This window comes from Pseudothermotoga sp., assembly GCA_025060105.1.
GTDB lineage: Bacteria > Thermotogota > Thermotogae > Thermotogales > DSM-5069 > Pseudothermotoga_A.
Genome location: JANXCS010000002.1, coordinates 136,124 through 157,313 on the forward strand (window position 1 = coordinate 136,124; position 21,190 = coordinate 157,313).

Annotated in this window: 20 protein-coding genes and 1 tRNA gene; 6 read left to right on the forward strand and 15 right to left on the reverse strand. The window is 42.4% G+C overall.

Annotated features, from left to right (window positions below; all coding sequences use genetic code 11):
* Window positions 1-7 precede the first annotated feature (7 nt).
* Genes NZ875_02400 through NZ875_02415 form a run of 4 tightly spaced genes read left to right on the forward strand, consistent with a single transcriptional unit; the run spans window position 8 to window position 5,331 of the window.
* On the forward strand, window positions 8-871 hold the full coding sequence (locus NZ875_02400; protein ID MCS7174590.1) for a sugar ABC transporter permease: 864 nt from the start codon (window positions 8-10) through the stop codon (window positions 869-871).
* A complete protein-coding gene (locus NZ875_02405; GenBank protein MCS7174591.1) occupies window positions 868-1,686 on the forward strand; it encodes a carbohydrate ABC transporter permease in 819 nt (272 codons plus the stop codon). Before NZ875_02400 ends, NZ875_02405 begins: the two co-directional genes overlap by 4 nt.
* A 12-nt stretch (window positions 1,687-1,698) precedes the next feature.
* Window positions 1,699-3,489, forward strand: a complete 1,791-nt coding sequence (locus NZ875_02410) for a hypothetical protein (protein MCS7174592.1) — start codon at window positions 1,699-1,701, stop codon at window positions 3,487-3,489.
* Window positions 3,490-3,510: 21 nt separating this feature from the next.
* Window positions 3,511-5,331, forward strand: a complete 1,821-nt coding sequence (locus NZ875_02415) for a hypothetical protein (protein ID MCS7174593.1) — start codon at window positions 3,511-3,513, stop codon at window positions 5,329-5,331.
* Window positions 5,332-5,414: 83 nt separating this feature from the next.
* On the opposite strand, the gene NZ875_02420 is transcribed toward NZ875_02415, so the two are convergent.
* From NZ875_02420 to NZ875_02435, 4 genes are all read right to left on the reverse strand, one after another.
* Entirely contained in the window at window positions 5,415-6,029 is a 615-nt protein-coding gene (locus NZ875_02420) for a hypothetical protein (GenBank protein ID MCS7174594.1), read from the reverse strand.
* A gap of 217 nt (window positions 6,030-6,246) precedes the next feature.
* Window positions 6,247-6,780: a hypothetical protein gene (locus NZ875_02425; GenBank protein MCS7174595.1), complete on the reverse strand. Its 534-nt coding sequence runs from the start codon at window positions 6,778-6,780 to the stop codon at window positions 6,247-6,249.
* A gap of 54 nt (window positions 6,781-6,834) precedes the next feature.
* A tRNA-Asp gene (locus NZ875_02430) sits at window positions 6,835-6,913 on the reverse strand.
* A 66-nt stretch (window positions 6,914-6,979) separates the two neighbouring features.
* On the reverse strand, window positions 6,980-7,177 hold the full coding sequence (locus NZ875_02435; GenBank protein MCS7174596.1) for a DUF6485 family protein: 198 nt from the start codon (window positions 7,175-7,177) through the stop codon (window positions 6,980-6,982).
* Window positions 7,178-7,392: 215 nt separating this feature from the next.
* Here NZ875_02435 and NZ875_02440 point away from each other — a divergent pair, with 215 nt between their 5' ends.
* Together NZ875_02440 and NZ875_02445 are read left to right on the forward strand one after the other, a co-directional pair.
* On the forward strand, window positions 7,393-7,854 hold the full coding sequence (locus tag NZ875_02440) for a flavin reductase family protein (protein MCS7174597.1): 462 nt from the start codon (window positions 7,393-7,395) through the stop codon (window positions 7,852-7,854).
* A 14-nt stretch (window positions 7,855-7,868) separates the two neighbouring features.
* Window positions 7,869-8,126, forward strand: a complete 258-nt coding sequence (locus NZ875_02445) for a DUF370 domain-containing protein (GenBank protein ID MCS7174598.1) — start codon at window positions 7,869-7,871, stop codon at window positions 8,124-8,126.
* Here the strand turns inward: NZ875_02445 and tsaD are convergent.
* The 11 genes from tsaD to NZ875_02500 all read right to left on the reverse strand — a co-directional run bounded on the left by tsaD (window position 8,092) and on the right by NZ875_02500 (window position 21,164).
* Complete coding sequence (tsaD, locus tag NZ875_02450; GenBank protein ID MCS7174599.1) at window positions 8,092-9,081, reverse strand: tRNA (adenosine(37)-N6)-threonylcarbamoyltransferase complex transferase subunit TsaD; 990 nt, start codon at window positions 9,079-9,081, stop codon at window positions 8,092-8,094. The two genes, NZ875_02445 and tsaD, sit on opposite strands and share 35 nt — an antisense overlap.
* A complete protein-coding gene (gene clpX, locus NZ875_02455) occupies window positions 9,081-10,295 on the reverse strand; it encodes an ATP-dependent Clp protease ATP-binding subunit ClpX (protein MCS7174600.1) in 1,215 nt (404 codons plus the stop codon). The genes tsaD and clpX overlap by 1 nt, the downstream gene beginning before the upstream one ends.
* An 88-nt stretch (window positions 10,296-10,383) precedes the next feature.
* Entirely contained in the window at window positions 10,384-11,556 is a 1,173-nt protein-coding gene (locus NZ875_02460; protein MCS7174601.1) for a TIGR04013 family B12-binding domain/radical SAM domain-containing protein, read from the reverse strand.
* Window positions 11,553-12,500, reverse strand: coding sequence for a hypothetical protein (locus tag NZ875_02465; GenBank protein ID MCS7174602.1), 948 nt, complete (start codon window positions 12,498-12,500; stop codon window positions 11,553-11,555). Before NZ875_02465 ends, NZ875_02460 begins: the two co-directional genes overlap by 4 nt.
* Window positions 12,475-16,638, reverse strand: a complete 4,164-nt coding sequence (locus NZ875_02470) for an acyl-CoA dehydratase activase (GenBank protein MCS7174603.1) — start codon at window positions 16,636-16,638, stop codon at window positions 12,475-12,477. The genes NZ875_02465 and NZ875_02470 overlap by 26 nt, the downstream gene beginning before the upstream one ends.
* A 9-nt stretch (window positions 16,639-16,647) precedes the next feature.
* Complete coding sequence (glmM, locus tag NZ875_02475) at window positions 16,648-17,940, reverse strand: phosphoglucosamine mutase (GenBank protein ID MCS7174604.1); 1,293 nt, start codon at window positions 17,938-17,940, stop codon at window positions 16,648-16,650.
* Window positions 17,940-18,467, reverse strand: coding sequence for a hypothetical protein (locus NZ875_02480; GenBank protein MCS7174605.1), 528 nt, complete (start codon window positions 18,465-18,467; stop codon window positions 17,940-17,942). Before NZ875_02480 ends, glmM begins: the two co-directional genes overlap by 1 nt.
* Before the next feature lie 36 nt (window positions 18,468-18,503).
* A complete protein-coding gene (gene murB / locus NZ875_02485; GenBank protein ID MCS7174606.1) occupies window positions 18,504-19,346 on the reverse strand; it encodes a UDP-N-acetylmuramate dehydrogenase in 843 nt (280 codons plus the stop codon).
* Between the two features lie 20 nt (window positions 19,347-19,366).
* Complete coding sequence (locus NZ875_02490) at window positions 19,367-20,071, reverse strand: glycerophosphodiester phosphodiesterase (GenBank protein ID MCS7174607.1); 705 nt, start codon at window positions 20,069-20,071, stop codon at window positions 19,367-19,369.
* Window positions 20,068-20,547, reverse strand: a complete 480-nt coding sequence (locus NZ875_02495) for a DUF3242 domain-containing protein (protein MCS7174608.1) — start codon at window positions 20,545-20,547, stop codon at window positions 20,068-20,070. The genes NZ875_02490 and NZ875_02495 overlap by 4 nt, the downstream gene beginning before the upstream one ends.
* On the reverse strand, window positions 20,544-21,164 hold the full coding sequence (locus NZ875_02500; GenBank protein ID MCS7174609.1) for an MBL fold metallo-hydrolase: 621 nt from the start codon (window positions 21,162-21,164) through the stop codon (window positions 20,544-20,546). The genes NZ875_02495 and NZ875_02500 overlap by 4 nt, the downstream gene beginning before the upstream one ends.
* Window positions 21,165-21,190 lie beyond the last annotated feature (26 nt).

The following is a 21,190-nucleotide window of genomic DNA, read 5'->3' on the forward strand; positions in this document are numbered from 1 at the left end:
GGAAGAATTGAAAAGATATCATTATGCATGGCTGTTTCTGCTTCCTAATCTTTTGATATTCACGATCTTCGTTGTCACACCAGCTTTGAGTAGCTTCTACTTTTCATTGACAGACTACGATATGCTGAGATTTTCAGGAAGGTTCGTTGGACTGACCAATTTTCAGTATTTGTTCAGCAACAGGAGCGATTTTGGAAAAGTGCTGCTGAGAACTTTTTACTATTCAGCCATGGTCGTGCCACTCGCGTTTTTTGCTTCACTCTTTCTGGCCTTGGTCACGAGCTCCGACTTGATCAAGGGTAAAGCTTTCCTCAGAGCTCTTTTTTACTGGCCTTGGCTATTATCACCATCTATCATAGGCATTTCTTGGAAGTGGTTTCTCGACTACGATGCCGGATTGATCAATATACTGCTGTTAAAATTTGGATCGTCACCCATTCCATGGTTACTCGATCGAAAACTCGCTTTTTTGAGTGTCGTTATAGTGACGGTTTGGAACGTTGCGGGTTATTTCATGGTCATGTTCAACTCCGCTTTAACTGCCATACCCATCGAGGTTTACGAAGCTGCCGCTTTGGATGGAGCGAACCGCTGGGTGAGATTCTGGAAGATCATATTCCCTCTATTAAAGCCCACAGCGATACTAGTGATAGTGCTAAGCACGATCATGTCCATGAGAAGTTTTGAAATCATCTACGTTTTCACGGCTGGCGGACCTGGAACAGCAACCACGGTTTTAGCACAAAAAATTTATTATACCGCCTTCCTCGAACGCAAGTTGGGTATGGCCTCAGCTATGTCTATAGTTTTGTTCGGAATCCTGATCACACTTTCCCTATTGCAATTCAAGATTTTGGAGGAAGAACAATGAGAAAGAAGATCTTCTTGATCACCCTCAATTGTTTGGCATATTTGTTCGCATTCATTTACGTGTTGCCAATCGTTTGGACGATCTTTTCGAGCTTCAAAGATGAAGCCGATCTTTTCTCTTGGCCACCACGTCTCATAACTGAGCCAACACTCATCAATTTTGTCAAAGCCCTCCGAAGAACTCAGTTCGGATTGTTCTTTAGAAACTCTCTCACAGTTTCACTCTCTGCTACAGCCATCACCGTCATCATAAGTGTGATGGGAGGATACGCACTCGCAAAGTATCAGTTCAGATTTAAGGGTGCGATTTCAACATTCATTCTTTCAATGCTCATGATACCTTTGCAGGTCATCATGGTGCCGATTTATTTGGTCCTTTCAAAATTGAACATGATCAACAGCATTTGGGGACTCATCATACCACCAGCCGCGACTCCAACTGGAATTTTTTTGGCCCAAAAGTACATCATCTCAGCAATACCAGATTCTGTAATAGAGAGTGCTAGAATCGATGGTGCCAATGAATCCGTCATATTTTGGAAAATCGTTCTACCACTTTGCCAACCTCTAATCGCGGCTCTAGCTGTTCTGTCGTTCACATGGCGTTGGAATGACTTTCTCTGGCCCATGATAGTGGTCGGTTCTCCAAAGCTCTACACTATACAACTCGCACTCGGTCTGTATGCAGGTGAACACATAGTTCAATGGGGTCCTTTGTTGGCCATGACTGTACTTTCAATGATACCAGTTTTGATAGTTTTCATCACTCTACAAAAGTATTTTGTCAAGGGAATCACCACTGGCGCGATCAAGTGAGGAAAAAAGATCATGGATTACAAAATCATAGGTGACTGCATTTTGTACGAAAAGAATGTGCCGGAGAAATATATTTTGTCTAACATCGAGCTCACTTTAGAGCTGAGAAAAGGTTTACCCTATAGATTGTTCTCTTCAAAGAACGGCCTTCTCCTTAGTTTCGCAGAAATCGATCTTACAACACCTGAATCATCCAAGTTCTGGCCCAACGGATGCGAGTTCAGATTTAAAAACAAATCTTGGTCTTTCTTCACATCAACATTTTCGCGCTCCATTCTTTGGTGTTTGAAAGATGTGGAATGGATGAGTTTATCGTTCAAGGTACCATTAGAAAAACAATTCAAGGTACCTTTCGGTGATACATTCAGTTTCGCTCAACCTCTGAACGTAGTGGCGAGAAATTCAACAGTGAACTTTTCTGAAATGATATCAATAGAAGTGATCGAAGGGAAAATAGAAAAGTTCCACTGTGAAAAAGACAGATACTTTTCCTTGAAGCTGCGAAGTAGTGACGAGAAACAATTGAAGATCAGATTCTTCAGCAAAAGAGAACCAATTGATGAACAGAAAGATAATCTCACTTACAGAGAATTTCTGAAGGAATACACTCCAAAGAGCATCGATGAGATGAAAAGAACTCTAGCGATCTTTGCTTTACACACAGCGATGAGCAATTGGAAAGATCTTGGTCCAGTACATGCTTTCACGGCAGGTGTCAATTATTCTTTTCCACCGAGGACCTACTTCAGAGATTCTTTCTGGACATGCTTGAGCTTACTTTCACTTCGTACGAAATCTGAGCTTGTGAGAGAGCAAATTTTGGTATTGGCGAGCGGGGTACACGATGACGGTTGCCCAAGCGGCGTGATGTTCTTGTCAGAGGAAGAAAAAGCGCTTCTGAGACAACTCAGAGACAAAAATCCTACGATAAAGGAAAGCGTCAGATATGAGAACGATTGGTGGAGCGATCATCATGATTCTGGCTTTTTGTTCGTCTTGTTGCTATCTCAGTACATTGAGAATACGGAAGATACTTCTATTCTTCGTGAACAGTTGGGTGGAGAAACTATCCTTGATAAATCAGTGAAGATAATGCTGCATGCTAGTAAATTCGTTGAAAATGGTGTATTCAAAAAACCATACGACTGTAGGGATTGGGCAGATAACGTTTTCAGAAACGGTTTTGTCAGTTACGATGCGGCGCTTTATGTTGCAGCGTCTCGAGAATTGTCAAAACTTCTGCTCATATCAAATAAACATAAAGAGTCGAAACTTTGGGAAGATCACTATTTTCAGTCTAAAAAAAGATTCAACGAAGTTCTCTTCGATGAAGGAAAAGGTTACTTCATAGATTTCCTTGGTAGTTACTCAGAAGATCATTTAAGTATAGATACCGTGGTAGCGATGATCTTCAACGTTGCAGAAGATCAAAAAGCAATTTCTTCTCTTGTGAAGATGGAAAAACTTCTTGAAACGAGGAACAATTCGAAGCAGCCTTATGGAGATTGGGGTGTAATGAACGTTTGGCCGAATTACAAGAGAAGGTCTCACTTGTTTGGAAAAAGTGCCTTCGCTTATAGATACCATAACGGTAGTTGTTGGCCATACTTGAGTTGCGCTTACGCCCTCGCTAAGTACAGATATGGTCTTGATCCAAACTATCCACTGCTGAGCTGGTGGAAATACTGCTTGGAAAGGGGATGGGTGAATCTTTTGGAATATTACTCTCCATGTTATGACCATGGTTCATTGCATCAAGCTTGGAGTTCCTACGCAGCGGCTGTGATAAAGCAAATTCGATAGAGCGAGAGGAGGGTCAGAACAATGGTAGAAAAATGGAATCATTTCCCGGTCTACATGTGGGCTGGTCCTGGAACGATCAGGATAAACAGGGTGAAATTTCCCACAACGCTCATCGATGAAAAAGTACACATGGAAGGAGGGTTGAGAATCGGGGCGAAAAAACTGAGAGAAATGGGTTACAATTGGGCCTACTGTACCTACAATTGGGGTTTCCCACCGGAAATAGAGGAGGAAGATCATAGGTATTTTAAACGTACAGTACAAGAATACCATGAAGAAGGATTGAAGGTGTTCGGCTATGTTCAATTTTCGAACGTTGTTTTTGATGGTTCCTATACAACTAAGCGATGGTACGCAATGGATCAATATGGTAACAAAATCAATTATTATTCTGGAAGGTACTTGACGTGTCCTACGGATGAGGAATGGAAAAAGCATCTTGCAAACGTGGTGAAAGGTATCGTGGAAAGCGGAGCAGATGGTGTCTTTTTTGACAACGTTTTTGGTTCTTGGTTTGGCTTCAGACCATGCTATTGTGAAAGATGCCAAGGTTTGTTCAAAGAATTCGCTCGCTCGATGGGTACTCAAGTGAAAGGAATTCCAGAATATCTTTCTGAAAATGAGGATTCGAAAGTCTACTTGCTCTGGAGAAAAAAGATTCTCTGGGAAACCATAGAACAACTCTCAAAGTTTGCAAGAACGATGAATCCGAATATCCTCATTTCATCGAACTCCTTCGAAGTTGGTATAAGTAAGTTGTCGATCATGGCAGGTATAGATTTGAGAGAAGCTTTCAGAGTTCAAGACCTCGTGATGATAGAAAATCATCAACTCCCAAGAAAATTTAAGGGTTTACAGATATTCAACACTATGACCTACAGGATCGCACACGCACACTGTAGAGGGAAACCTGTCACATCCGTTCCGTACATGTTCGGTATAGGTGCTGATGGTGTTTATCCAACGAGGATCTATCTTCAAGCGATGGCTGAAGCTTACGCGAACGATTCGGTGATGGTTCTGAAAGGTACTGAGTATTTTCATAATGGCCGCTGGACACTTTTAACAGATGATCAGTTTGAAGAAGTGAGGAAAAGCATTGCTGATTATCACCTATGGTTCAAAAGTGTTTGGAAGAATTGCTACGGAAAACGAGCCACTAAAATCGCGATCTTCCATCCCTACGATTCGTTGACGTTCTATTGGGAAAGAACTTACTTGCCATTCTTCGCAGCACAACATGAACTCGTTAAGAACAACATAGATTACAAAGTCGTGTGGGATGATTTCAACGATGTAGATGTGCTACTCGTCCCACCAATCTTCGAAAAAAGTGAAATAGAGAAGATTAGCCGATTCAAAGGTGAAAAGATATTCTTGGGATATTCACCTTTCAACGAAGGAAAAATTATCTGGAAAGACGTCTACGAAAAATTGTCTTCGAACATCAAGACTGAAGAGCAACTTCAACTTGAGCAAATTTTATCGTTGCTGAACTTCTGGGCTTATTTCAACGATCCAAACTGGAGAAGAAGGATGGAGAAGGCGAATTTCTTGTTCTTCAATTATTTGAATTATTGCTACAATTTTATACATCCATTTGATACAAGGGAGTTGATCGAGCTCGTCAAAACACACCAACCTTGGACCGTTGAGTCGGACGGTTTTCTCATCACAAGCAGCTTTGAAGAATTTGACACTCTGAAGATCCATATAGTGAACCTAGAGGAGAAAGATATAAATGTTGATCTTGTATTACCAAAAACTTGGTCTATCGAGAGAATCGAAAATTACAAATACGAGGGGGCATTCGTACACAGAATTTACACCTTGAGAACTTAGGGATAAGTCGATTTCGATTGTTCTGGTAAGATATCTCAAACTTGTGAAAATTTACTGGGTACTTGCCACATCGAATGAGGTGTTTAACGAGCAAGAGCCCCAAAGATTTGATTTTGCTCTGCTAAAAATTTTTCGAGTTTTTCCATATCGAGTTCCGCCAAAAGGACAGCACTTCCTTCGATCGATTCATTCCTCACGATGTACCCATCTTGACTCTGAGTGATTGGAATTGGAGCACAAACGCACGCTTTATCCTTGAGTTGATTCCGAAGAATCCTCCCAACGAGTGTTGCTTTAAGACAGTAATAACCTATCATCTGAGCGTGCGACCAAAAGTAGTATTTATCATCCCACTCACTGTAATCGTTCATGCCACAAGTCGGAGTTGCTATGATCCTCACACCATTGCTAACCATTTTTGATAACGCTTCACTGTTGACCAACCATCTCTTCGACAACAATGCTAGTTTGTAACCATTCACCAAAGTCTGTTTCTCCTTAATGAACGAACCTGCCGTGTAAAGCCTTAATCCACGCCGCGTGCCGAAGGCGACAGTACAATTCATTCTCTTGGAAAGTTCTGCCATGAATCGTTCACATTGCTCGCTCACGCTTTCAGATACAGTGAAATCCTTCCTCATTAATTTTCCAAGTAGAGGTATCGACCAAATTCCACCAACAAAAAACAAATCTGTCAAGGCTGGAAAAACTACTACTTGAGGGGAGAAAGAAGATAACTTAGAAAAAAGCGAGATAAAAAAATCTGTGAAAATCCTATGATTACTGAAGCTACTGTCGTATTCAAGCTGCAATACTGCGACACGGACAACACTGTCCCTTTCGAAAGCACATTTCATTAATGGTAGATCCTTCAACAGCTTCCAGAGTCTTGGGGTTAAGAAACTCATGAGTGAATCAACTAACGAAAGTCTTCACGGTGAAAGATCTCCCAGAGTCTGTTCGAGACACATCAAGCTCCACGATGCAAGAAGAAGTTGCGTCAAAGAGAATACCGGATTTTTCCCGACCTTGTCCCGGCACACAGAAAAAAAGATGAATTACAGACGCGTGTTGAACGAAAAGCACAATGGGAATGTTGAACTCACGACTTGATCCCCAGCAAACAGCTTTCGCCATCAACAGATCCTCGAGCTTACTTACAGACTGAAAAACAAATAGAGCATTTGCACCCTTTTCAGAAGCCTGTTTTGCAAATTTCCAGCTCATGAAACCCGTCGTGATTGCAAAAATCCCTTGGGGTAACTCCACACAATGAAAGCCTGCACCATAGTTTACTTCCTCAGAAAAGCTTGAGATCAAGATATAACCTTTGTCGCTACCAAGCAGGTAAAAACTCGCACCATTAACTGGTTGATCCACCCAAGAAACTGCGAGGTCGACCTGGAGAAATTCCTTCAACGCGATTTGCCTTCCGACAAGGAGTTTCACTCGTCCACCTCGATCGAATTATAACACAAAAGGAGGGTTTTGGAAACCCTCCTTTGGCGGGGACGACGGGATTTGAACCCGCGACCACCGGTGTGACAGACCGGCATGCTAAACCAGGCTGCACCACGTCCCCGACTTTCGACACAATTTAGTATAACACAAACCCTTCGCTCAATCAAGTAGCAATTGACTTAAAAGTTCATTCTTTTCTGCATCTCAAGAAGTTCTCAATCGATCTGTCCCAAGTGCGCTCAGCTTCATTAGAAAAATAGCATGCTGGAAGCTCTCCGTTGAGCCTGTGGTACGATAGACACTCGCAGCAGATACCTTTTCTAGGACAGGAGGGATAAGAACAGTTACACTTTTTCAAGTTTTTCTCTTTATTGATGCAGTTCATTGATCCCACCTCCCAATTGGTTTTTCAAAAAAGAGTTTATCAAAGTATCCAGAAACTTTTAGTAATTTTTGATTCAAACTCAGCACTCGATCTCACATTCAATTGAGCATACTTTTCACTTCACCTCGCGAAGATCATTCAATGCACATCGAAAATACACAGATTGAATTTGGGGTATAATACTTAGAGAACCTTAATGTGATGAGGTGAAGGATGTGTATAAAAACGCTTTCGATTGTCTGGTTCAAGGGGTTTACATAGTTTCGAGCTCGATCGGTGACGAAAAGGCTGGGTTGACTGCAGCATGGGTCATGCAATCTTCTTTCAAGCCAGTCATGCTTGCCGTTGCACTCGGTCCAACGAGGAGAACTGCAGAGGTTATAGAAAAAAGCAGAAAGTTTTCCGTCCAGGTTCTTGACAAAAAACAGAAAGAAATCGCTGAGCTCTTCGGTTATTATTCGAGCAGACAAATCGATAAGTTTGCCAAAGTTCGTTGGTTCGAGAGCGAGAAACTAAAGCTTCCCATCGTGGAAGACGTTATCGCTTACTTTGAGTGTGAGCTGGTTGGAAAATTTGAAAGTGGGGATCACATGATATACAATGGCCTTGTGGTGAATCACAAACTGTTGAACCCCAAGGGTGAACCCATTCTGTTTTCCATGAGAGATTGGTTCTGATTGGATGGGAGATCATGTTGATTCAGATAGTTAAAGGTGTTTTTGTCAACAGTGATAGAATCAAAGCAGTCGTTCCCGTAAGTAGTGCTATGGCAAAGCAGTTGAGAGAAACGGCGAATTTTTCGAACAAGATGGTGAACCTCACCTATGGTGCTCAAGCAAGAAGTGTGATTTACATAGACAGTGGACACGTCTTGATCTTGGCCGAAAAAGCTACCAAAGTCAGACAGAAACTTCTCAAAAAGAAAGGTCAGGTACGGCATTCAAGCTGAGATCCGAAAATTTCCCGATCTTCGCCAAATCGATGGCTGCCCTCGCGATCATCGCGGCATTGTCTACGCATAGACTTGCGGGGGGAATATAGATTTCAAAAGATTTTCTTGAACATTCTTCCTTAAGTTTTTGTCTCAATCTCTCGTTGGCCGCCACACCACCAACGAGTAAAAGTTTCTTCACATGTGTCAACTCAGCAGCGTGGATTAGTTTCCAAACGAGGATATCAATTACTGCTTCTTGGAAAGAAGCAGCAATGTCGAAACTGTTAAATTTCTCTTCGTTCCTGAGAAGATACAAAACGGCAGTTTTCAACCCCGAGAAGCTGAAATTCAAATTTCCTTTTTCGATCATCGCTCTTGGAAAGCGGAATCTGTTTGGATCACCAAACTTTGACGCTCTCTCTATGGCTGGCCCACCAGGATAGCCTAATTGAAGCAACCTTGCGACTTTGTCGAAAGCTTCTCCAGCGGCATCATCAACAGTTCTTCCAAGCACCTCAGCTTCAATTGGATCATTTTTGAACAAAAGTAATTCAGTATGACCACCACTCACCAACAAAGCTAGATAAGGTGGATTAAGGTGAGGAAAACTCAACTTGGCTGCGTAAGTGTGACCGAGAAGGTGATTCACTCCAACGATAGGTTTTCCTAAAGCAAGGCATAGTCCTTTCGCAAATGATATACCAACCATCAGAGCTCCAATGAGGCCCGGGCCATGTGTGACTGCAACGATATCGATTTCTTTCAACTCAACTTTGGCTTCCTCCAGAGCCATGTTGAAAATCTGCGGAAGATTTTTCAAATGATGCCTTGCGGCGATCTCCGGGACCACTCCGCCAAAAGGCTCGTGAATTTGAACTTGAGACATCACTACATTGGACAAAATTTCCTCATCTTGAAGAACAGCAACGGATGTTTCGTCACAAGAAGTTTCGATCGCTAGAACTTTCATCAAGCTATCTCCCGTATCACGAGTTTTGGTTTTTCTCTACCTTCCACGGCTGCAGCTGTAATTATGACTTTTTCCACATTTTTGGATGATGGCAATTCAAACATGGCATCCATCATGACTTCCTCAAAGACACTCCGTAGGGCACGCGCACCAGTTCCACGTGCTAACGCCTTTCGAGCAATGGCAATCAATGCTTCTGGCTCTATCTCGAGTTGTACGTTGTCAAGTTCAAACAACTTTTTGTACTGCTTTATCAAAGCATTCTTTGGCTCACTGAGTATTTTCACCAAGTCTTCCTCGGTGAGATCATCGAGTGTCGCTATTACAGGGAATCGACCCACGAACTCTGGTATCATACCGTACTGTACCAAATCATCTGGAGTCACATGAGAAAGGATCTCTCCAAGTCTCATTTGTTTCTTACTCCTTATTTGAGCCCCAAAACCCATAGAAGAACTTTGTATTCTCCTTTTGATTATTTCTTCCAGACCGTCAAAAGCTCCACCAACTATGAAGAGTATGTTCGTTGTGTCCACCTTGATGAATTCCTGATATGGATGTTTCCTTCCACCTTGTGGTGGTACGTTCGCAATGGTACCTTCGACGATCTTTAACAAGGCTTGTTGTACACCCTCTCCTGAAACATCTCTCGTGATGGATGGATTTGGAGATTTTCTCGCTATTTTGTCGATCTCATCTATGTAAATGATTCCGTACTGGGTTCTCTCGATATCGAAATTCGCAACCTCAAGCAAGCGCAGTATCACATTTTCTACATCCTCACCCACATAACCAGCTTCAGTGAGGGGTGTGGCGTCCGCTATAGCGAATGGTACGTCCAATATCTTTGCTAATACGCGAGCTATGAGAGTTTTTCCACTACCAGTCGGACCAATCATCATGATGTTCGATTTCTCCATCTCAACATCATCGAAACTACCCCCGTAGAAAACTCTCTTGTAATGGTTGTACACAGCCACAGATATGATTCTCTTGGCTTTCTCCTGCCCAATCACGTACTTATCCAGTTCAGCTTTTATCTCAGCAGGTTTCGGCAGAGGTCTTCTTCGTTCCCTCCTGACTCTCCTGTCGGTCGTTAAAAGATCATGAAACAGTTCAACACACTCGTCGCATATGTATGCGTTCGGACCAGCTATCAACTTTCCCACTTGACTGGACGATCTACCGCAAAAGGAGCAAAATTTCTCTGGCAAAGTTAATCCCTCCGTGCGAACATTTTAACACACACCTTCCAAATCTGTTTTAACAACAATTCACAAAAACTATAAACACAAGCAATCGTTACGATGGATTGTGCGACATTTCAGAGAAAAGCGAGCGAGACATATATTCTTGTTTCTGCCAGTAACCGTTCAATTTACCCTCGGAAGCAAATTTTGACAACTTCTTTTTCAACCAGTCAGGTAAATGAGCACTCCCTACTGATTCCAGAGATGTTCCTGGCAATGGCAAAAAGCTGTGCGCATGTATTTTGCAACCCATTTGCACAAGTTTCTCCATGAATTGAACTGTTTCTTCCCTGTCTTCATCCGTTTCGAACGGAAAGCCGAAAATGAGGTCTATGTGTGGCACGAAACCGTGATTCAATATCGTTTCTGCAGCGTTCAAAACATCATCTTTTGTGTGCCCTCTATTCAGTAACCTGAGGATCCTATCACTTCCACTTTGTGCTCCAACGATTATACTTCTATTGTCTACATACTTTTTGACTACGTTCATTATCTCATCGTTGACAGACTCTGGTCGGACATCCGAAGGGAACGTGCCGAAGTATACCTCTCTCATACCTATCTTCCTGAGGTTGAACAACAAAGATTCTATCGTTTCCACGTTTGGCGTGACACCATCCTTTGATCCATATCCAAATGCGTTTGGTGTTATGAATCGAGCCACATATCTTCCTTTCTTCATTCCAAGCTGACAGTAATAGACGATTTGCTCAACACTTCTGTGTCGAACGGTTCTGCCAGCCACCAGAGATGTCTCACAATAACCACAATTAAAAGGACAGCCTCTGGTGATTTCTATAGGCATGAATCTTGCTAACTCAACCGAAAATGGGGGATACTCGTTCAGATCGACTCGGTTGTTTATTCCATCGAATATGGGACGTCTTTCTCCCATCAAAAATTTGATCAAATTTTCTTCGCCATCACCGGTGAAGACATGATCGAAACCCAGCTTGAGACATTCGTTAGGACGAGCGGTCGCATGCGGACCTCCAGCCAGAAGTGTGTAACCTTTAGACTTGAGCAACTTTATCTCCTGACTGACCCAGGGCAAATCAAAACTCATGAAAGAATAAGCGACAAAACCTTCATCAGTTGCATTGAGGATTTCTTCAATTTTTTCAGCAACGACAATTTCGACAAAATCGATCTTGCTAGCAACAGCACTGAGAAGAGCAGTGATACTGTATCGATTGAACTTAGTTTGCCTGAATATTAGTTTCATTTTCCCTCATCACCGAGAATCTGTTTGAGATCAAACAAAAAGTTGTGTAAAAGTAAATTGGGCGTTGGTGAGCTTTTCACGGTAAGATCAAGCCAGTAAAGCCTTTCAAGAATCTTTTCTAACTTCTCCACATCGTAAGCAACCACATGATTCAAAGTTTTTTCTTCCCCTTTGAAAGAAAAACCAAGAAATTTTGCGGTTTTCCCAAGCCCCAAGCCTAAACTCTCAGCCAATTGTTTTACCACAGGCCATGAGTAACTGCTTCTTCTATCCGCAAAAAGGACAAGTTTATAAAGATCGAGAAAATGCCTGATGATTGTCGAAACCACCACGACAGCTTCTGTATGACTCAATATCGATTTAAGAATTGCATGGGCTTCCTTGAAGCGTTTCGTCGAAACGACGAAGCAGAATTCCTCAAGGTCCGCTTTAGCATGGGATACGATCAACTCTCGAACGAGTTTTTCATCTGGCCGATTTGAAACACAAGCTAATTTTTCGATTTCCTTTTCGAGGAGTTCATCGTTCGGTCCCACTCGCTCAAAAATCATTTCCACAATACTTCGTGAAGCAGAAATACCATGCTTCCTTAGACGTTCAGCTATGTAGGTTAACCATTTTTCCTGCTCCCATGGTTTCGGTACAAAAAAAGTGGCAACGTTTTTCGCTTTTATCGCCTCTTGGGTTCTAACGACCGCAGTGATGTTTGAAGATTCAGCGAGTTGTAGTAGCTTTCTCTGCTCATCTTTTTTCCAGTCATCAAAGTCAACGATGTCGAGCAACACGTTGTCGAGGAAAAAACTACTCTGAGTGAGCAGATTGAAAGCCATCTCTTTTTCTTCAATTTCAATCCTCATCCTCTTGGCTTTCACTTTCATGCAGAGTTCTTTTACATATTCTTGTTTCAAAACTTCGGCATCACCGGTGAGAAACAGCACCGGCAAGAGTTTCACTCCTCTTCTTGAATTGCTTTAATTGAGCAATGAATGCATCTATTCTTGCTTCAATGGACGGTGTGAATGGGTTTCCATCCAGCTCGATAGAAATGAATGGCAAGGGCTTGCCAAGCTTCCGCTTTTTATCTTCTATGGCTTTCTTGAGTATCGATTCGGCTATTCTAGTAGGCATACAAGCGAAAGGACCAACAGCCAGAACCCCATCATAGTATTCTCCGATCTCAGCTAGAGCACTACCAACAGTCAAAATAGCTTCTCCAGTCAACATTGGAGAAAGGTACGGACGAGCGGTTTCAACCACATGTGTGATATCCAGCATGCGTATGTCACAGAGACCTGTACGGGCAAACAGATTTTTCATTCTTCGCTCGAAATATCTCAAAACCCGCATTTCCATACGTTTTTTGATCCTTTGAAATTTTGTTGAATCCTTGTTTACAAGTCTTTGTATGAAGATGTAGTAGATGTAGTAAATCCACTCATGTATGGGTGATATGTGTAGGATGATACCTTCTTGTGCAAACAAATCTTCTATCCTCTTTCTACTGAACTCATCCCAACGAACATATATTTCACCCGTCATCATCGCTTTGGGACTTCTCTCGTACGCTTCCTTCAAGTTGAGTCTCTCAAGCTCAGAACAAATTTTTTCTACTGTTTTAAAGAAACCAGCTATGGTATCCTTGCGCAGGCTCTCAAGGACCATTTTTTGATGCCTCTCAACCAACGAATCAATGTAATTTTCATCTCTAACGAGGGTTTTCAAAGAATTCTCCAAATTTGAATACAAATCGGAAATGAGTATAGCGAGCCAGGCTCTAATCGTGAAGTCTATCCCTAATCCACCGTAAGCGTTCTCTGAGTTCAATGAGACCAACCCGACGTTTTGAACTCCATTCTGCTCTAACCAAAGCTTCATATAAACGCTGTACTGTCCAAATCTACAGGGACCAGACGTTGTTGGCATGAAAAAGAGAGTGATCTCATCTTTGGGCCTTTCTTCAAGATACCTTATCAATGAACCTAATGTCAAGTGTAGAGGTAAACATTCCTTAGACAGTGAATTACCTTTACCAATCCTGAATTCAATTTCTCCTGGGGGAGGACAAACATGCGTTTTCACTCCAAACCTTGAAATAGCAGAAGCCAAACAACGAGCTCCAAAAGCCCCCATCGTTGGAAAAACCAACTTCACATTTGGATCGGTCCAAGGGATCTTCACACCGTCCTTCAGAACGAAGACACCAGATTTGTCTATCTGAACTTGGAGTGATCCTGAAATTGTTCGTTCTTTTTTAACACCTTTTCTACACTTGATGATATCTAAAAATGCCTCTATGCGTGTTTCTATCCCAGCGTCTGCGGTGTGACTGTCAAGCTCGAGTATGAGCGCAGGTTTTTCACCCATGATGGTCTTGAAATAAGATAGAATAAAAGAATCTGGACCACAGCTGAAATTCGTTATGAAAACAGGATAAAGCTTTGGATGATTTTTCACGTATCTAGCGGCTTTGATCATCATTTCTCCCCACGTCCAATACATGTTTTCATAACCTTGGTTCGATTCGAACGGAAGCGCATCGAAACTTGCCACGGGATAACCGTAACTTGCGATCTTTCTTGGCACACCTAGATTTGCATATCCTAGAAAAGCGTTATAAGCTCTCCCAAAGATGACAATACCCATATCACTCTCTTCAACTTTTCGAATGAACAACTCTCCCAACCGTTTCAGATTGTTTTCAAAATCTTTCTGACTCTTTCTTGCTTTCTCGAAAGCTATCTCAACTTCTTCTTTTCTGAAACCAAGATTTTCGAACATTTCGAAGATAGCTTTAAATACCTTTTCCTCTGGATCATTGAAATCAAGTTCACATGAGAGAATCTGAACATTTTCTAGTTCTTTTATGTCCGCTTTTAACCAATCCGCTTCACTTTGAACGAAGGGACAATATACACCTTTCACATTTGAACCAGCCGGCTTTGCCCCCCTTATCCTCGGAAGAAAGATGAAATCAATGTTCTTCTTCAAGAGCGAAAGTATAAAACCGTGTGACTGTTCAACAGGGAAACAGAATTCTGAACCCATCCTATCTTTTCCAGATTCCTCTGGTTCATCAGGTAGAACTATTTCAAATCCGAGTGTTGCAAACAATGTAGAAAAAAATGGGAAGAACACGTTCATTACGAACGATTTACTAATGCCAACACGTTTTCCGTGACCGTTTTCTTTCAATTCAAAAACCATCTTTTCTCTCTTAGCAACAAAGTCAAGATCGTTCACATCGAATTTGTGCTCCCTGAAAGATTCATATAGATTACACGCTCCACCGTACGGTATCCTCTTTCCGTTGACTTCGATGACACTGATGGTGCATTTTCTGTCGCAGCCAATTCTTCCACCAGTGCAAGTGAATGGTTTTAAATATTTCACTTCCCGATCTGCTAGCTCACGTATATCGTAATGTTTCCTCTCCAAAATACCTTTTTCGATGTTCTCAATCGTCATGAGTGCTACACCATATGCACCCATGAGTCCTGGTTCAGGGGGAACTATCACTTTCTTTCCAGTCAGTGCAGCCATCGCAAGTGGTACTGCTTTATTGTAACAGGTACCACCCTGGACGAAAACTTTGTTCCCAATGGGTCTGTTGCCTTTCACTCTATTTAGATAGTTCATACAAACCGAATAGACCAAACCTGCACATATGTCTTCGGCAGAGATGCCTTCTTGTATAGCGGTTTTTACGTCACTGTTTATAAAGGCCGCACATTGGTCGCTGAAGTTCGGGGGGTTTTGAGCCTTCAACGCATAGTCTGCAATTTGCCTATAATCTATGTTCAAAGACTCGCGAGCAGCTTCTTCCAGGAAGGAACCGGTTCCAGCAGAACAGGCCTCGTTCATGGCGTAATCGTACGGCACACCTTCATTCAAGTAGGTATACTTGGCATCTTGCCCACCGATTTCAAAGATCGTGTCAACTTCAGGGTCGAAATGTGCGGCAGCTTTTGCATGAGCCATGATTTCATTGTAGACAGCTTTTGTTTGAACGTGAAGACCAACGATCTTCCTACCAGAACCGGTAACGCCAACTCCAATTATTTTCACAGGAACATTCAGTTGAGACAGAATTTCTTTGTAACATTTTCTTGAAGCACCAATCGGGTCTCCAAGCGTTCTGAGATAGCTTTTCGCCAGAATCTTCTTGTCACTCAATCTTACAAGCACTGCTTTAGTGGTCGTAGAGCCAACATCAACACCAAGAACACATTCATCGTTCAACTCGGCTTTTCCGTTCTCGATAGTTTTGAACTCCACCATGGATACATATTTCGATAATGGAGCCAATCTGAGGAAGGCTGAGGGTATCTGTTTTGGAATGATATGGTATTTCTTTACAATTTCTGGATTGTTTTCAACAAGCCAAAGATATGCTCCGAAAGATTCGAAATAAGTTGCTTCATCTGGGATGACGTAATCAATACGACCATTGAGATATTTCAACATGAGTTTATTCCTCGTGGAACCACCAACGATCAGAATTCTTTTCACACCCGCATTGTTCGCAAGTTGAAGTATTTTGTCAGCCATAACTTTGCCTAAACCATTGAGCACTAAATCTTTCGGAACACCTTTGTTCAAAGCGTGAGTACAATCGCTCTTGCAGAATACCGTGCAACGTGAGGACAACCTGTAGAAACCATCTGAATTCACCGAATCTATAACTGAAAGATCCAATCCCATTCTTTTCAACTGTTGCAGAAAGAACTCACCTGTACCGGATGCGCACTTACTTCCCACTTGAATTGAACTTACCTCACCGGCTCGATCGAGTTGGTACAACACAAAATTTTCGCCACCAGCACTCACAATTCCATCACATTCGCCATACTTATATCTCAAACTCTTGTAAGCGAATTCAACCGCAAGTGATTCGGGGATATTCGGGGCTCTAAAAATTTTTCTCAACTTTCTACCTGTGAAAACGAGTTGGAGGTTCTCTGGCAAATCCTTCAGGATTTTTTCAACTGCCCCAATTGGATCACCGTTGTGTGAAAGCCATAACACTCCTCTGTCTCCAAAAGCTGAAACGCTCGATGAGCCAACGCAAATAGCGAGACGCATCTATCAACATCACCTCCTGTCCAGATCACGAATGAGAGCACACAGTTCTTCAGCGAGTTGCTTTACTCGAACTTCTTCCTTTCCCTCCACCATCACGCGAATCAACTTTTCTGTACCGGATGGTCTCACAACGACCCGAAATGGTCCTTTCATATGTTTCTCCAGTTCCATTTTCAGCAGCGGATGTTCCACAACTGATTTGTCCTGTACCGGAACGTTGAGTAGAATTTGAGGATAATCCTGAACTTCTGCTCCCAACTCAGACGAACTTTTGTTTGTCGTAACCATCAATCTCAGGAACTCAAGGGCAGTTATCAAACCATCGCCGGTAGTTGATCTGTCCAGAAAGATGATGTGACCAGACCTCTCTCCACCGAAGCTCGCACCTGCCTTCAGCATACCCTCCAGCACATACTTGTCCCCTACTTTCACCCTTAAAAGCTTTATACCTCGATTTTGTAAATAATCCTCTAAACCTTTATTACTCATGATTGTTGCCACGATCGTGTCCTTCCGCAGACGATTCTCCTCTCTGAGTCTCGTTGCAATTACACCCATGATCTTGTCGCCGTGGATTTCTTCACCCTTTTCACTGAGTAATACGCATCTATCGGCATCACCGTCATGCAAAACACCGAGGTCAAAACCAGCGATATGCCTAGCAAGGAATTCCGGATGCTGTGATCCACAATTTTCATTTATATTCCGACCGTTGGGAGTGTTAGAAAAACAAACCACACTCGCACCTAGTGCGTTTAGAACCTCTGGCACAGTTGTGATTGCCGCTCCATTGGCAAGATCGATTGCGATCTTAATACCAGACAAATTGATTTCGCTGAACAATTTTAAGACAGTTCTCAGATAAATTTCCCGTAACTGCGGATCGATTTCCAAAAAGCCCCTTTGTACACCGCCCGAAACATTCTCCATGATCGATTCGATCATTTCTTCCTCACTATCTGGAAGTTTGAAGCCTGATCTGAATATCTTTATTCCATTGTATTGATAAGGATTGTGCGAAGCCGATATCACTATGCCAAAACAGTCCAGCAACTTTGTGATCATTGCTACTGCTGGAGTAGGCAGTATGCCAGCAATTCTCACTTTTGCTCCTTTCTCCAACAATCCTTTCACGATAGCTTTTTGAATAGGTTCAGATGATTCTCTCGTATCGCAAGCAATTATGAACTGTGCGGATTCATAAAGCTCGCCGAGTGCTAAACCTAACTTGTAGGCAAGCTCATCGGTTAAATCTTCTCCGTAGATACCCCTCACCCCGTCTGTACCAAAAAGATTTCTCATCACTTCATTACCTCCCCATAAACCTTTGCAACTTGCTCAGCTTTCTCCTTCTCTCCAGTTTGTTTGTAAAGATCTATAAGTAAATTGATCGCCTGTGTTTTATAGAAAGAGTTCGGCATATCGAGTACTGCGCTCAATTGAAGTTTAGCTTCGCTGGTTCGGCCAGCCTTCGCCAGGCTTTGACCTATGAGATAAATCAACTCCACCTGCCTTTGATCGTTTTGATGGAGTTGTTGAAGAGCCTTCTTGAAGTTTTCAGCCGCAGACGAGAAGTCTCCCACTTGGAACTTCACAACTCCAAACGCGTAGTATTTCTCGAAAAGACGATGCTTCAGCTCGTCTTTGAATCCTTTGAATTCCTTTAAATCGTTTTTGTCCACATATTTTTCGAACTCTTCGTATTGTTCATTTGCATAGAGTTTGTACGCTTCCAAGATCATCTCGTATCTTTTCAGCTGAGATCTTTTGGAATTGTAAGCTTGAAAACAGAGCAAGAAAAGCAAAGAAAAAATAGTTAGCAAGATCAAGAAGACACCCTCAGGGCGAGATTTCACGTTCAACACCTACCACACATCAACCTCTGGTTCTAGGGTAACGTTGAACTTCTCCTGCACGAGTCTCTTCACAACCTCAGCGAGAGTCAACACGTCTTTTGCTGTCGCAGATCCCAAATTCACTATGAAGCCTGCGTGCTTAGTAGAAATTTGCGCATCCCCGATCCTGTATCCTTTCAAACCAAGTTCTTCAATGGCTTTCCCTACGTAAAAGTTTGGCTTTGGACGTTTAAAAAAACTTCCTGCGCTCGGTAGATCGAGTGGTTGTGTTTCGATACGCTTTCTCATTATTTGTTCCATCCTCGAACGAATCAGTTTGCTGTCAGATTTGACCATTCTGAGGCACACCCTGAGAACCACCCAACCGTTTCTTTTGAAGACGCTATCGCGATAAGAAAAGTAGAGCTGATCGCGGCTTGCAAGCATCACACGTTCCCCATCAAAAAACTCAACCCAATCTATCACATCACAAATTTGACCGCCATAAGCACCAGCGTTCATGTAAACAGCTCCACCGATCGTACCAGGTATACCGTAAGCGAATTCCAAGCCCGAAAGCCCGCGTTCCGCCGCTTCTATGCAAAGTTTGCTGAGCTGAGCGCCAGCCTCACTCACCAACGAATCATTATCAAAGTAGAACCTATCCAGACCCAAAGTATTGATCACTACATCTACACCTTCATCTGGTGGTAAAACGTTCGTACCCTTCCCCAGCAATTTCGCACCCGGAAAGAGAGTTAAAGCACAGACAAGTTGCTGGATCGACTGCGGTACCAGAAACAATCTTGCTGGACCTCCTATCCTGAAGCTGGTATGGAGACTTAAAGGTTCATCGATCAAACGTTGGCACATTTGATTTACCTTCATAAGAGTCACGACTTCCTCAGCTCATTCACAAAGAGCTCGACTTCGTTGGTTATCACTGCGTCTATGTGGTACTTTATACGATGATATTTGTTGATATCATCCAATGTCCAGACATAGACCTTTACGCCTAGATCCTTGACAAGTTTGATTATCCTGTTCGACAAGATTGGATAATCGAAGAGCTGGTGTGGTAAATGCATTGAATATGGTCTGTATTGCAAGAGTTTTTCTATCAATTCAATTGGATCATACCTCAACTCTTCACCAACGAGGAAACCAAACTTCATATCTGGCCTTTGTTTTATCAATCGAACTATCAGTTCGTGATCGAACGAAGAGACAACCACACTCTTTGTAAGATGAAACTCATCGATGAGCTGTAAAGCTTTCTGGGCAACCCTTGCTTCTTTGATCTCTGCGTTCAAGATGTGTTTCTGATCGAACATGGTAAGTACTTCTTCAAAAGATGGAATTCTTTCACCACTCACCGCATAACCTTTGAGCTCTTCCAGCGTTAAATCCGAGACCTTCACATCCACACCACACAATCTTTTTAGATCTTCGTCATGAATCACCACGACTTTGTCATCTTTTGTGCTCCTCAAATCCAACTCGACGCCGTTTGCTCCAAGCTCGAGGGCTTTTTTGAATGCGATGAGGGTGTTCTCTGGATAACGCGCTGAGTAACCTCTATGAGCTAACAAAATCATCTCAACACACCCCCCACCTCTGCAAAGGCGTTCATGACGTCCCTCACGAAACCTTTTGAATTTTCACTCGACTCAACGACGAACAGCCAAACGTCCTTCCACCAAGCAGTAATGGTCTTACCTCCCTTTTTGGTGCTGTAATAACCGAAAGATGGAAGATCTATATAAATTCCGAAATTCCATACACCATACTTCTTCACTATAGACTTCCACAGATTCTTTGAAGAACCATCAAACCTCTTGAGACCGTAAAACAAAAACATCTGCCCTTTATTATCACGATAAATCGCCACAGTTCCTCTCGCATCGATCCCTTCATAGTTGTCAAAAATATCGGTATGAACCAGGACGTATTTGCCCTGAACAATTTTCACCGCAGATTCGAGCGAATAGGCACGCGGCGGAACTTCTACGATCCTGATCGTACAACCGTTAAGAACTGAGAGAATGAAGAAAACTAAAAAGATTTTCTTCACTCTTTTTCCTCCTTCAAAAAATCGTTGTATTTCAAGATGTACTCGATCGTTCCAAACTCCCCATGACCTGGTAGAATCATTGAATCTGGTCTAAAACTTTTGAAGATCTGCCTTAATCGTTTCAAGGTTCTCACCATCGTCGCTTCATCACCACTGGGAAGGTCGGTTCTACCAATACTGTCCAAAAAGATTGTATCACCACTGAAGATCACATCGCTGACTTTTAGTAGAATCGAACCTGGTGTGTGTCCAGGAGCATGGATAATTTGAAATTCTAATCCACCCTCATTCAACACATTTTCTGTGAGGATTTCAATTGTTCCATCGAAAACGAACCGTTCCCCAAAGTATGAAGACAGATTCAAAAGGGGATCTCTCAAATGTTTTGAATCCTTCCTGGAAATGTAAACTTTCTTGGCATTCAATTCTTTCAAACCGCAGACATGATCGAAATGACCATGTGTGAGAAGCACCACGCAGGGTTCTCTCACGATCGTTCCAATACCGTATCCTGGATCGACAACGATTTTAGGATCAGTTTCTAACAGATAAGTGTTCGTCCCTATAGGACCTGTCACAATGCGGAACACCAAACCTTTGATCTGAAAAAGTTGCAATTTTCTCACCCCCGGTATAATACTAA